This window comes from Roseburia sp. OM02-15 (genome assembly GCF_003481835.1).
GTDB lineage: Bacteria > Bacillota > Clostridia > Lachnospirales > Lachnospiraceae > Eubacterium_I > Eubacterium_I ramulus_A.
Window position 1 is genome coordinate 109,820 of record NZ_QULX01000007.1, and the last position, 12,337, is coordinate 122,156.

Genomic DNA, 12,337 nt, shown 5'->3' on the forward strand with positions numbered 1-12,337 from the left:
GGAAAGCATAAAATAGTAGTTAGAAAGGAAATCACGGAAATGAAGAAGATTTTTAAAAATATGCTTCCGTACTGGAAATCGATCATTCTGATCGTGGTGGTGCTTGTAATCCAGGCGTACTGTGATCTGGCGTTGCCGACATATACCGCAGATATCATTGATGTGGGTATTCAGAATAAGGGAATCGAACATATTCTTCCACAGGAAATGACGTCAGAAGAGTATGAGAATGCACAGCTTTTTATGACGAAAGAAGAAAAGACGTTATGGGCTTCCAGTTATGAGGCAACGCAGCATAAGACCTATGAATGTTCTGTAACAGACAAAGATACCCTGGATGAGCTGGATTCCGAATTTGCGATTCCACTGATCCTGAATTATCAGATGTCTCAGATGGAAGAAGACCAGTTCAAAGAAATGCTGGCAACACAGAACGGGCAGGACGTATCTGGATACGAACAGATGAGTCTGGAGCAGATCGGGCAGATGCTTGGCACAGAACTGAGTGTATCAGAAAAAGAAGTTGAGCAGGACGACGGAAGCACACAGACCGTCAACTGCGTGGATGTACGTCCGATTTTTGAGGCAATGGAGGCATCCGGACAGATGGACGAAAGTGCTGTTTTATCCATGCGTGATTCCATGGAAGATATGGTGGAAACCATGGGCGACTCCATGCTTACTTCTACCGGAGCAGCGTACGCGGCAGCCTGTGACGAGGATGCAGGTCTGGATCTGGCAAAAATTCAGACCGCATATCTTTGGAAAAAAGGATTGCAGATGGCAGGGCTTGCCGCAGTCATGATGGCCGCAGCAATTTTTGTTTCTTATCTGGCTTCCAAGGTCGGAGCAGGTGTGGGACGTTCTCTGCGTGGCAGACTGTATGAAAAAGTTATGCATTTTTCTAATGCGGAGATGGAGCATTTTTCTACTGCGTCATTGATCACCAGAAGTACGAATGACGTACAGCAGATTCAGATGGTGACAGCGGTATTTTTACGAATGCTTGCTTATGCACCGATCATCGGAATCGGCGGTATCATTAAAGTGGTACAGACAAAAGCCGGAATGGGATGGCTGATCGTAGTGGCGGTTATCGTAATTTTTGCATTTGTCATGATCCTGATGGGTGCGACAATGCCGAAATTCAAGAAAATGCAGGAGAAAGTCGACGATGTCAACCTTGTTTCCAGAGAGATTTTGACCGGTCTTTCTGTTATCCGTGCTTTCCGTCGTGAGGACAAAGAGGAAGAACGTTTTGACGGCGTGAACCGCGAACTGACCAAGACCATGCTTTTTACTAACCGTGTTATGACATTAATGATGCCTGGTATGATGATGATCATGTATGCACTGACGGTTGCAATCGTCTGGGTGGCAGCAAAGAAAATCGACCTTGGCGTAATGCAGGTTGGTTCTATGACTGCATTTATCACTTACGCAATGCTGATCGTTATGGCATTTTTGATGCTGACTGCAATGTCTGTCATGCTTCCGCGTGCCGGTGTGGCAGCAGACCGTATCGATGAAGTATTAAATATGGATATTTCTATCAAAGAAGCAGAAGAACCGAAACATGTTGAGAAAACAGCAGGTGTCTTGAAATTTTCACATGTTGATTTCACGTATCCGGGAAGCAAAGAAACCGCGATTACGGATATTGATTTTACGGCGAACCCGGGACAGACCACAGCTATCATCGGAAGTACCGGCTGCGGTAAGTCAACGATCGTAAACCTGATTCCGCGTCTGTACGATGTGACAGAGGGAAGCATTACGCTGGATGGCACCGATATCCGGGAGCTTTCCATGAAAGATCTGCGTCAGCAGATTGGCTTTGTACCGCAGAAAGGTGTGCTGTTCTCCGGAACCATTGCATCCAACCTGCGTTTGGGTAATAAGGACGCCAGTGATGCAGATGTGCGTCAGGCGGCTCAGATCGCCCAGGCGGAAGATTTTATTGAAGAAAAATCTGAGAAATACGATGCACCGATCGCACAGGGCGGAACAAACGTTTCCGGCGGACAGAAACAGCGTCTTGCCATTGCCCGTGCCATTGCAAAACATCCGAAGATTTTTGTGTTTGACGACAGTTTTTCTGCACTGGATCTGAAAACAGATGCAAAACTGAGAAAAGCACTGTCAAATACCGTTCAGGACAGCACGGTGATCATCGTGGCACAGCGTATCAGCACGATTTTACATGCAGACCAGATCCTTGTTCTGGATGAAGGACAGATCGTGGGTAAAGGCACTCATGAGGAACTGATGAAAACCTGTACGGTATATCAGGAGATTGCAAAATCTCAGATGTCAGCAAAAGAACTTGGACTGACAGACGGAGAGGAGGCAGAAGATCATGAGTAATGAGAGAAATACACATTCCGCTTCCAGACAAAGACGTCCGATGGGACCGGGCAGAGGAATGGCACCGGGAGAAAAGGCAAAAGACCTCAAAGGAGCAATCGGAAAAATGCTCCGCTATATTGGAAAATATAAAATAGCCGTTGTGTTTGTTATGATCATTGCGGCCTGCTCCACCGTATTCAGTGTCGTAGGACCGAAAGTACTTGGTAAGGCAACCACAGCGCTGGCAAGCGGTCTGATGGCAAAAGTAGCCGGAACCGGCGGCATTGATTTTACTTATATCGGAAAAATCCTGCTTTTTGTGCTTGGTTTATACCTGCTCAGCTCTGTCTTAAGTTTTCTGCAGGGATGGATCATGACCGGTATCACACAGAAAATCTGTTACCGGATGCGAAAAGAGATTACGGAAAAAATCAACCGCATGCCGATGAAATATTTTGAGAGCCGTACTTACGGTGAGGTGTTATCCAGAATCACCAACGATGTGGATACCCTTGGCATGGGCTTAAACCAGAGTGTGACCCAGATCATTACATCCACAGCAACGATCATCGGTGTGCTTGTAATGATGCTCAGCATCTCTCCGCTGATGACGCTGATCGCGCTGGTTGTGCTTCCGGTTTCCGGACTTTGCGTGTCACTGGTGGTAAAAAAATCACAGAAACACTTTATCACACAGCAGGAATACCTTGGACATATCAATGGTCAGGTAGAGGAAAGCTATGGCGGTCATCTGGTGATCAAAGCTTATAATAAAGAAGACGAGATGATTGCTCAGTTCAACCAGACCAATGACGTATTGTATACTTCTGCATGGAAATCCCAGTTCCTTTCCGGAATCATGATGCCGATCATGCAGTTTATCGGAAACCTTGGTTATGCGGCAGTTGCACTCAGCGGCGGTATGCTGGCAATCCGTGGAATTATTACCATTGGTGATATTCAGGCGTTTATCCAGTATGTGAAGAGTTTCACACAGCCGATCCAGCAGATCGCACAGGTAACAAATCAGGTGCAGTCCATGGCAGCAGCGGCAGAGCGTGTGTTTGAATTCCTGGAAGAAGAGGAAGAAGATCAGATCGTGGAGCAGCCTGCAGATGTGACAAAAGTAGTCGGAAACGTAGAATTTGAGCACGTAAGCTTTGGTTACAATCCGGATCAGATGATCATCCATGATTTCAGTGCAAAGGCAGAAGCCGGACAGAAGATTGCTATCGTTGGACCAACAGGTGCAGGTAAGACGACGATGGTAAAATTGCTGATGCGTTTCTATGATGTGAATAGTGGTTCCATTCGCATTGATGGTCACGATATCCGCGATTTCAACCGCCGGGAGCTGAGAGATGCGTTTGGAATGGTATTGCAGGATACCTGGCTCTTTAAGGGAAGCATTATGGAAAATATCCGTTACGGACGTCTGGATGCTACCGATGAGGAAGTCATTGAAGCGGCAAAGGCAGCACATGCGGATCACTTTATCCGGACACTGCCGGGTGGCTATGACATGGAGCTGAATGAGGATGCAAGCAATATTTCTCAGGGACAGAAGCAGCTGCTGACCATCGCGAGAGCGATTTTGGCAGATAACCGTATTCTGATTCTGGATGAGGCAACGTCTTCTGTTGATACAAGAACGGAGGAACTGATTCAGAGTGCGATGGATAATCTGATGAAGGGACGAACCAGTTTTGTCATTGCGCATCGGTTGTCTACGATCAAAAATGCGGATATGATTCTTGTGATGAAAGATGGAGATATCATTGAGCAGGGTGATCATGCGGAATTGCTGGCGAAGGGTGGATTTTATGCGGATCTGTATAATAGCCAGTTCTCCGAGTAGAAGTATTTGTTAAAATTTAATATGTGAAAACAAAATCAGAGAAAGTTTCCTCACTCACTAGCCATTCACTACCTTCGTTTTGCTTCGGTTTTATCGCGCTCACTTCCAACTCCGATAAAAGCCGGTCGTTTCCCGTTCGCGCAAAACTTGCAAAACTCAGTCGTTCACTGAATCGTTCGTCGAGGAAACTTTCTCTGATTTTGCTATTTCAGTTGTGTAAATGGAAGAAATTCAAGTCGAACGCACGTGAGACTTGGTGCGTGATTCTGGTCAGCGAAAGCTGACATATTCTTCTCAGAATCACTGCACATCTACACATCCAAAGACAAGACGGTAGGACAATTTTCGTTATCGAAGTGAGCATAGCCCGACTGCGGGAGTGTGTTTGAGCCAACAGCTGTTTTTGCTGTTGGTGAGTTCACGGGAGCAGTCGGAGATAAGCGGCGCAACGAAGATAGAAAACTGTTCGTGTCTGTCTTGGATGTTTTTGTTTTCTTCCTTACTTAAGTACGCGAACGATAATATTTCGTGGTGTGTTGCCGATACAGCATCAGCAATCCGCGGACGCAAAGTTCAATGGACATTGCAATCCACATTCCGGTAAGTCCAAGGCGTTTGACCAGAATTAATGCCAGACCGATACGCACGATCCAGATGCTGCCGAGGTTCATCAGACTTGGCACGAAGGTATCGCCGGTTCCACGCAGTGCTCCGGCAGCTACGATGGACACTCCGAAAAGCGGTTCGGAAAGCAGCTCAATTCTCAGAACATGAACAGCCATGGCCTGTACGGTTGTATCGGGTGTCAGAAGCCGGAAAACGAACGGGCAGGCAAACATCATGACCGCACCGGTGCAGCCCATAAAAATCGCGCCCATGGCGGTACTGATATTGCCATATCGTTTGGCAGTTTTTAACTCTCCGGCACCGATGCTTCGCCCAACGAGTGTTGTTGCTGCCATGCCGAGACCATATCCTGGCATGTAGCAGAGACTTTCTGCGGTGACCGCGAAGGAGTTGGCAGCGATGGCGGCAGCACCCAGTGGCGCAATGATTCTGGTGGACATGACCATGGCACCGTTCATGGCGATTTCCTGTACCGCCACAGGCATTCCAATCTGGAATGCCTTTTTTAGAATATTGCGGTCAAAAGGATGCTTATCGGTACGTCTGATCCGCAGCCGCTTATTGGAAATACAGCAGCGCCATGCCATGATCAGACTGATCACGGCGCAGGCCAGCGCTGTTCCCATACCTGCACCGAGAACGCCGAAATGCGGAATCAGCAGAGCATTGAACACAACATCCAGCCCACACATGACGGCATTCAAAATACTTGGTGTTACCATATCACCGCAGCATTGTAAAAAGGACGATGTCAGGGAGTTCAACTGTGAAAACGGGATCATCAGCGAGTACACGAAAAAGTATGCAGTTGCATCCGGGCAGATTGCAGGATCGCCACCCAATGCGATCGGCAGCGGATGACTGAGCAGAAGACCGCTTAAACACAAAAGTCCGGAAATAATCAGGGCACTGATCAGACCGTGCCGGACGACATTTCGGGCTTCCATATCCTGATTTGCTCCGATGTGATGCGCCACCTGCACCGAAAATCCGGCAGAAACTGCGGATAGCACGCCGTTGTACAGCCAGGTCATGGCAACGACCAGACCGATGGCAGCAGAAGCGGCAGCGCCCAGAGCACCGACCATGGCAGAGTCAATGTACTGCATGGCGATGGTGGTGATCTGCGTTAAAATCGCGGGCAGACTTAATTGCCAGACTTGTTTGACTTCTGGCTTTAATTCCGCCCAGTTAAAAGTTCTTTTCCCCATGTATGTTATACTCCCTTTATCGTTTAATTTTTTTAAAAGTGCATGATTTAAAATTTAGGTTGTGAAAAAGGACTCTGCGATTTTGTCTCATCCGCTAACAATCGCTGGCCGAGACAAAATAGCCAGAGTCCTTTCATTTACGTTACAAAGTCATGCTGTACGATTATTAAATGAACATATCCCACATGATTGTAGACGTTTTTTTGTTTCAATAGTTACACAATGGATTCTTGCGGTATCATATTGAGAAAATTTTTGAATATTACTATAGATGCATTTTCATCTCAGTCTGAGATGAGACTCCCACTTCTGCAAGTGGTGAGTAGTAACAAGTATTTCTCAGTGGGAGTTCAATCTCCGACTGAGATAAATGCTCCGCGAGGGCGCACATTGTCTGGGAGACAATGGTTTTGCGCCGACCGGAACGGAGTGTAGAGTGCAGTGATTCTGAAAAGAAGATGTCAGCTTGCGCTGACCAGAATCACGCACCAAGTCTCACGTGCGTTCGACTTGAATGTGTAAATGACGAAATCGAAGACTTCTTCTGCGACAAGCGATTAAGTAAGCGACTGAGTCTCACAAGTTTTTGCGCGAACGGGAACCGACCAGCTTTTATAGGAGGTGGGAGTGAGCGCGATGAAAACGAAGTGAGATGAGGGTAGCGCACGTCTAGCGGTTGCAGAAGAAGTCTTCGATTTCGCTTTAAAATATTTAATTTTATTATAAGCCTAAAGAAGCTGAATTCCAGCCTCTTTCAGTTTTGCTTCCATTTCTTCCGGCCACAGAGAGCACTGTACCTCTCCGATATGTGCTTTACGCAGGAAGAACATACAGATACGGGACTGTCCGATTCCACCACCCATAGTGTATGGAAGTTTTTTCTCCAGAATTGCTTTCTGGAACGGAAGTTCTGCACGCTCCGGGCAGCCGGCTTTGTCAAGCTGCTCTTTCAGGGATACTTCGTCTACACGGATACCCATGGAAGAAAGTTCCAGTGCGATGTCAAGTACCGGATAGTAAACAACGATATCTGCATTTAGAGCCCAGTCATCGTAATCCGGAGCACGACCGTCGTGCGGTTCGCCGCATTCCAGTTTATCACCGATCTGCATAATGCAGACAGCACCTTTTGCCTGTGCGATATAATATTCACGTTCCTTCGGAGTGTTGTCCGGGAACATTTCTTCCAGTTCGCGTGTTGTTACAAAGAAAATATCTTTTGGTAAGATTTCATGGATGTAATCATACTGAATGGACATGTATTTTTCTGTCTTGCGCAGTACTTTGTAAACCTGACGAACAGTTTCTTTTAATGTATCCAGATTTCTCTGAGATTTTTCAATAACTTTTTCCCAGTCCCACTGATCAACGAAAATGGAATGAATGTTGTCTGTCACTTCATCGCGGCGGATGGCATTCATATCAGTGTAAAGTCCGGAGCCGACTTCAAAATCGTATTTGTCTAATGCGTAACGTTTCCATTTTGCCAGAGAATGTACAACTTCTCCGATGCGTCCGTTCTGCTCTGCAATGTCAAAGCTTACCGGGCGCTCCACACCGTTTAAGTTGTCGTTCAATCCGGAAGCCGGATCTACAAAAAGTGGTGCAGATACACGGGCAAGGTTCAATTCCTGAGCCAGACGTGTCTGAAAGAAATCCTTTACTGTCTTGATCGCAATCTGTGTATCGTGCAGATTGAGGTCAGATTTATAACCTTTTGGAATAGTGATGGTACCCATAAAAATCTCCTCTATTATTTTTTTATATCTGTTCATAATCATTCAGTGTCAGAAAATTAACGGATTAATTAGCTGATTCTGGATGGTTATAAAGTGACGAGTGTCATATGCTGAGCACAAATTATGTTTATTCATGATTCAGCCATTGTTTATTATAGCATCTAAGTATGATTTTTCAAGATTTGATACTTATTTCACATAGAAAAATGCAAAAAACATATAGTATATGCAGGAAGTTGATTTTTTATGAAGGGGAGAAACATTTGGTGAGGATGTATGATGAATAAAAAATTGCTATTACGTGGTCGGTGGCATATAATAAAAGGACACTCAGCAAAAAAGAGGGAGGCACGGAATGGATAGAAAACGACTGGATCAGCAGTTTGATTTTATAAAAGAGATTGATAAGGAAAAGTTTATTCAGCGGCAGACGAGATTGTCGGACAATGTGCGTCGGGAAAATGACGCGGAACATGCATGGCATATGGCAATCATGACGGTACTTTTGTCAGAATACGCCAATGAAAAAATTGATGTGTTGCGGACGGTTACCATGCTTTTGATCCACGATATTGTGGAGATCGATGCGGGAGATACCTATGCGTATGACGAAGAAGGATTGAAAACACAGCGCGAGAGGGAATGCCAGGCGGCAGATCGTATCTATGCGCTGCTTCCAGAGGATCAGCAGAGCAAACTGCGGGACATTTGGGAAGAATTTGAGGCAGGAGAAACGCCGGAGGCAAAATTTGCACATACGATGGACAACCTGCAGCCGGCTATGCTGAATGTGGTAAACAATGGTGTTTCATGGAAAGAACATGGCATCGCTATAAGTCAGATCATGAAGCGTAATGCTCACACCGCCGAAGGTTCACAGGTTTTATGGGACTATGCCTATGAGAATTTTTTTAAGAAAAATATTGATGATGGAAATATTATTGATGACGGTAAGAAAAAATCCGGGTACGCATAAAAAGTTCAGTTTCCGGAAAGTATAAACATATATTTTATACGAATCTGGAGGAAACGGCTATGAACAGACAGAAAGCAGCGATCATCGGCTGTGGATTTGTGGGATCTTCCACAGCATTTGCACTGATGCAGAAAGGACTTTTTTCGGAGTTGGTGCTCATTGATGCGGATCAGAAAAAAGCACATGGTGAGGCAGCGGATATTGCCCATGGGCGGCCTTTTGCACATATGATGCAGATTTATGCAGGAGATTATTCCGATGTGGGAGACTGCGGACTGATCATTATTACGGCGGGAGCGGCACAGAAACCCGGAGAGAGCCGGACGGCACTGGTGTACAAAAATGTGGAAATATTTAAAAATATTATTCCGCAGATTACGGCTCAGAATTTTGAAGGAATTTTGCTGATTGTCAGCAATCCGGTGGATATTTTGACATATGCAGCGTGGAAGATATCAGGATATCCAAAGGAGAGGGTAATTGGCAGTGGAACGGTGCTGGATTCCGCGCGCTTTCGTTATCTGCTCAGTGAACATCTGCAGGTGGATTCTGCCAGTGTACATGCCATGATCATCGGAGAACATGGAGACAGCGAACTTGCTGTGTGGAGCGGTGCTAACGTATCCGGAATTCCAATCCATGATTTCTGCGAAATCCGGGGACATTATGATCACGAACAGGCGATGGAGCAGATTTACCGCCGGGTGCGTGAGAGCGCGTATCAGATTATTGAAGAAAAAGGTGCTACTTATTATGGTGTAGCCATGGCGGTCACGCGGATTGCGGCGGCGTTGATTCGGGATGAGGGCGCAGTATTGCCGATTTCCAGTCTGATGCAGGGAGAGTACGGACTGTCAGATCTGTGTATCAGTGTACCGGCCATCGTTGGCGGAAACGGTGTGCAGCAGGTATTGGAGATTCCATTGAACGAAAAAGAAAATACGGAACTCCTTCACTCCGCAAATGAGTTGAAGGAAATCCTGCAGAAAATCTGGTTATAAAAAATGATTTGTATAAAAAATAAGAGGGGGCAGGGGCTTGCGGTACAAGCCCCCGTTTTTATATTAAGAAAGAAGGGGATTGCTGATGTTCCATGAATAGTCTGGATCCTGAACAACACATTTGCCACCGGTAACTTCAAGAACTTCTCCTGTGATACCGCTTGCAAGATCAGAGGCTAAAAAGACCATAGCTGCGGCAATTTCTTCCGGTTCTCCCATTCGTTGTAACATAGAACTTTTTCCAAGGGAACGATAGTCGTCCGGATCCGGATGATTTTTTTTGACCATATCAGTGCCTACCATGCCGGGAGCAATGGCATTTACCCGAATATTTTTATCGGCTAATTCCTCTGCAAGTGAACTGGTATATACATTTACACAGCATTTGGTGATTGCGTAGATACTTCGCACCGTTGCAGCAATTCGGCCACATAAGGAGGATGTCGACAGAATACAGCCATATCCCTGTCTTTCAAAATATGGAATAATGAGATTGCAGGCATCGATAACGGCAGATAAATTTACATTTATTTCCCGAAACCAGAGGTTATCATTAATCGTAAGAAAACCATCCGGACATCCCATCCCGGCATTATTGATGAAAATATCAATTTTTCCGAATTTTTCAATGGTTCTGTTTAATAAATTTTCCATCTGGGAATGGTTGGTAATGTCTGCAACGATGCCTGATAACGGGAGATGCATGGAAATTGCACGCTCATTTATCTGATCAATCAGATCCTGTCTGACATCGCACACACAGACGGAAGCTCCTGATTCTAAAAACAGATTTGTTGCAGCAGCTCCAATTCCGCTTGTGCCACCAGTGATGACGGCGACTTTCCCTTTTAAATTAATATTCATTTTGTTTGCCTCCATGATAAATGTAAAATAATTGTTTTAAAGTAATGGGCTGACTTCGATCATAGTTCCTGTGATATAAGAAGCCTGTTCAGAGGCAAGAAACATTGCACAGGAAGCAATCTGGTCAGGAGTCGCCCTGATGTCTGCAGCAACGGAACATATACGGATTCCAAAGGCAGCGACTTCAGAAGCAAAATTTTTTGTGATTGATTCAATGGAAGCGCTGCACAAGGAAGATAAACTGTTATCTGGTGAGATATGTCGATGGCTGTTAGATGTTATAAAAATAACGCTTCCATGTGTTGCATTTTTTAAATATGGGACAGCATACAAAGTGGATTTCCATGCACAATAGGTTGTTTTTAACATTGCCTGCTGTAAAAGTTCCGGAGTTAAGTCTGTTACATTTATTTCTGGAACAGAATCGGGGATGATACAAAATACGGTATCAATATGGCCATGAATGTTATAAATTTCCTGAATATTTTCCTGTAAAAAAGTAATGTGTTCAGGCGAAAAGGAGTGGTATGTAATATTAGTTTTTCTTTTGAAATCAAATGACAGAGAAGCACCATATGCATAGATAAATGTATTTTCCCCGTTTAACAGATGCATCAGGGCATATCCGGCAGGGTGATCGGCACCAATGATGATGATTACTTTATTTTTGACTTCCATCAGTAAAAATCCTTTCTGTAATAATTAATCAATTCCAAGTTCTTTTCGAATTTCATCCATTTTCAAAGGCGGAATGCCCAGTATTTCACGTGCTTCGGAAGGAGTAGCGACTTCGTTACCGAAAGTTTCAATTGCCGTTACAGCTCTTTGTACAAGCAGTTCATTTGTTGCAAAAATTTTGTTTCCATTTTTATCTTTTCCGTAGACTACATTATCTTCCAGTCCAACCCGGATATGACCGCCCAGTGCAAGACATGCATATATGATCGGCATGTGTCCGGCACCAACACCAAAGCCGGACCAGGTACAGTTCTCAGGCAGATGTCGTACTAAATATTCCAGATTTTCAACAGTGGCATCCATGGCGCCTTTTACACCAAGACACATCTGGTAATGAATGGGATCCGTTAAAATACCCTGTTTTCTGAAATATTCCACGTTGGTCAGCATTCCATAATCAAAAATCTCACATTCTGGCTTAATTCCCTTCTCTTTATATAATGTTCCGAGATTTTTTAAAAATTCACCGGTATTTTCAAACATTCCGATACATCCCCAGTTAAAGGTTCCGGCATCATAAGTGCCCATTTCAATACCGGGGATTTCTTTATGATGAGCCATACGTTCTTCATTGGTGGCAGGGTGCGCTTTTGAGGCACCGGAGGAAGTACAGTTTATAATTACATCACAATCTTTATGAGAACGAATGAGTTTTATCGTCTGGCGAAAACGTTCTTTATTCATGGTACCGTAACCGTCTTCGCCTCTCATATGCAAATGAACAATAGCGGCACCCAGTTTCCAGCAGTTGTATGCGGATTCAGCAATCTGCTCTGGAGTTTCCGGAATTTGGTATCCTGCCGGTGTGACTGCACCTGTAAGTGCTGCGGTGATAATTGTTTTTTTCATAATATAAAAGATCCTTTCTTCGTATTAGTTTGATATGTAGATAACATGCAAATCAGATGCCAGAGTTTGGACGGGAGATTTGCCCGGAACAGAAATAAAAATATGTTAAACGACATAATTTGTGT

9 protein-coding genes are annotated in these 12,337 nt (G+C 44.8%); 4 read left to right on the forward strand and 5 right to left on the reverse strand.

The window, feature by feature from the left end:
* Nucleotides 1-39: 39 nt before the first annotated feature.
* Nucleotides 40-2,367 carry an ABC transporter ATP-binding protein gene (locus DXB15_RS08770; protein ID WP_118702713.1) on the forward strand — a complete coding sequence of 776 codons (2,328 nt, stop codon included), beginning with the start codon at nucleotides 40-42 and terminating at the stop codon, nucleotides 2,365-2,367.
* Complete coding sequence (locus DXB15_RS08775; RefSeq protein ID WP_118702714.1) at nucleotides 2,360-4,207, forward strand: ABC transporter ATP-binding protein; 1,848 nt, start codon at nucleotides 2,360-2,362, stop codon at nucleotides 4,205-4,207. Before DXB15_RS08770 ends, DXB15_RS08775 begins: the two co-directional genes overlap by 8 nt.
* 503 nt (nucleotides 4,208-4,710) lie before the next feature.
* Here DXB15_RS08775 and DXB15_RS08780 read toward each other — a convergent pair.
* Together DXB15_RS08780 and asnA are read right to left on the reverse strand one after the other, a co-directional pair.
* Nucleotides 4,711-6,045 carry an MATE family efflux transporter gene (locus DXB15_RS08780; RefSeq protein ID WP_118702715.1) on the reverse strand — a complete coding sequence of 445 codons (1,335 nt, stop codon included), beginning with the start codon at nucleotides 6,043-6,045 and terminating at the stop codon, nucleotides 4,711-4,713.
* 728 nt (nucleotides 6,046-6,773) lie between these two features.
* Nucleotides 6,774-7,784 (reverse strand): aspartate--ammonia ligase, encoded by a 1,011-nt coding sequence (asnA, locus tag DXB15_RS08785; protein ID WP_109215965.1) that lies wholly within the window; start codon nucleotides 7,782-7,784, stop codon nucleotides 6,774-6,776.
* A 355-nt stretch (nucleotides 7,785-8,139) separates the two neighbouring features.
* Between asnA and DXB15_RS08790 the strand changes: the two genes are divergently transcribed.
* Nucleotides 8,140-8,760, forward strand: coding sequence for an HD domain-containing protein (locus tag DXB15_RS08790; protein ID WP_118702716.1), 621 nt, complete (start codon nucleotides 8,140-8,142; stop codon nucleotides 8,758-8,760).
* 59 nt (nucleotides 8,761-8,819) lie between these two features.
* Nucleotides 8,820-9,761 carry an L-lactate dehydrogenase gene (locus tag DXB15_RS08795; protein WP_118702717.1) on the forward strand — a complete coding sequence of 314 codons (942 nt, stop codon included), beginning with the start codon at nucleotides 8,820-8,822 and terminating at the stop codon, nucleotides 9,759-9,761.
* 63 nt (nucleotides 9,762-9,824) lie between these two features.
* Here DXB15_RS08795 and DXB15_RS08800 read toward each other — a convergent pair whose 3' ends face one another.
* Genes DXB15_RS08800 through DXB15_RS08810 form a run of 3 tightly spaced genes read right to left on the reverse strand, consistent with a single transcriptional unit; the run spans nucleotide 9,825 to nucleotide 12,212 of the window.
* Nucleotides 9,825-10,625 carry an SDR family NAD(P)-dependent oxidoreductase gene (locus DXB15_RS08800; RefSeq protein WP_158582229.1) on the reverse strand — a complete coding sequence of 267 codons (801 nt, stop codon included), beginning with the start codon at nucleotides 10,623-10,625 and terminating at the stop codon, nucleotides 9,825-9,827.
* Between the two features lie 36 nt (nucleotides 10,626-10,661).
* Nucleotides 10,662-11,303 (reverse strand): SDR family NAD(P)-dependent oxidoreductase, encoded by a 642-nt coding sequence (locus tag DXB15_RS08805; protein WP_118702719.1) that lies wholly within the window; start codon nucleotides 11,301-11,303, stop codon nucleotides 10,662-10,664.
* Between the two features lie 24 nt (nucleotides 11,304-11,327).
* Nucleotides 11,328-12,212, reverse strand: coding sequence for a 3-keto-5-aminohexanoate cleavage protein (locus DXB15_RS08810; RefSeq protein WP_118702720.1), 885 nt, complete (start codon nucleotides 12,210-12,212; stop codon nucleotides 11,328-11,330).
* Nucleotides 12,213-12,337: the final 125 nt, after the last annotated feature.

Coding starts and splice junctions, on each gene's coding strand:
- DXB15_RS08770 (WP_118702713.1), top strand. CDS start 40: ATGAAGAAGATTTTTAAAAATATGCTTCCGTACTGGAAATCGATCATT.
- DXB15_RS08775 (WP_118702714.1), top strand. CDS start 2,360: ATGAGTAATGAGAGAAATACACATTCCGCTTCCAGACAAAGACGTCCG.
- DXB15_RS08780 (WP_118702715.1), bottom strand. CDS start 6,045: ATGGGGAAAAGAACTTTTAACTGGGCGGAATTAAAGCCAGAAGTCAAA.
- asnA (WP_109215965.1), bottom strand. CDS start 7,784: ATGGGTACCATCACTATTCCAAAAGGTTATAAATCTGACCTCAATCTG.
- DXB15_RS08790 (WP_118702716.1), top strand. CDS start 8,140: ATGGATAGAAAACGACTGGATCAGCAGTTTGATTTTATAAAAGAGATT.
- DXB15_RS08795 (WP_118702717.1), top strand. CDS start 8,820: ATGAACAGACAGAAAGCAGCGATCATCGGCTGTGGATTTGTGGGATCT.
- DXB15_RS08800 (WP_158582229.1), bottom strand. CDS start 10,625: ATGAATATTAATTTAAAAGGGAAAGTCGCCGTCATCACTGGTGGCACA.
- DXB15_RS08805 (WP_118702719.1), bottom strand. CDS start 11,303: ATGGAAGTCAAAAATAAAGTAATCATCATCATTGGTGCCGATCACCCT.
- DXB15_RS08810 (WP_118702720.1), bottom strand. CDS start 12,212: ATGAAAAAAACAATTATCACCGCAGCACTTACAGGTGCAGTCACACCG.